The organism is Massilia sp. 01N410 (genome assembly GCF_056399665.1).
The window spans coordinates 1-352 of record NZ_JBFTRV010000099.1 but is presented as its reverse complement, the minus strand read 5'-3'; the positions used below and the strand labels follow the sequence as shown (position 1 = coordinate 352).

Genomic DNA, 352 nt, shown 5'->3' with positions numbered 1-352 from the left:
CCCTTATTCTCCTGCTCCCTTGCTCCCTTGCTCCCCTGCTCTCCTGCTCTCCTGCTCTCCTGCTCCGATGTTTTTCTGCTCCGGGACTTTCTGTTCCCATGTTTCTGTGTTCCGTTATCGTTGCTGGTCTGCGTGCCTCCTTTACGCTTGCATTTTAAAATCACGGCGCGCATAATTATTGTTATGTTATAACATACGATATTGAGGGATTTTATGAAACAAGCAATCCATCCGGCTTACCGCACCGTCGCTTTTCACGACACCAGCGCCGACACCTTTTTTGTCGTCGGCTCTACCATTAAAACCGACCGCACAATCGAGCTGGACGGTAAAACGCTGCCTTATGTAACGC

Annotated in this window: 1 protein-coding gene; it reads left to right on the top strand. The window is 49.7% G+C overall.

All coding sequences use genetic code 11. The features are described 5' to 3' along the window. Nucleotides 1-213: 213 nt before the first annotated feature. Nucleotides 214-352, top strand: a 139-nt coding sequence (locus AC1DOP_RS27415; RefSeq protein ID WP_477254458.1) for a 50S ribosomal protein L31, incomplete at its 3' end; no start/stop codon positions are given.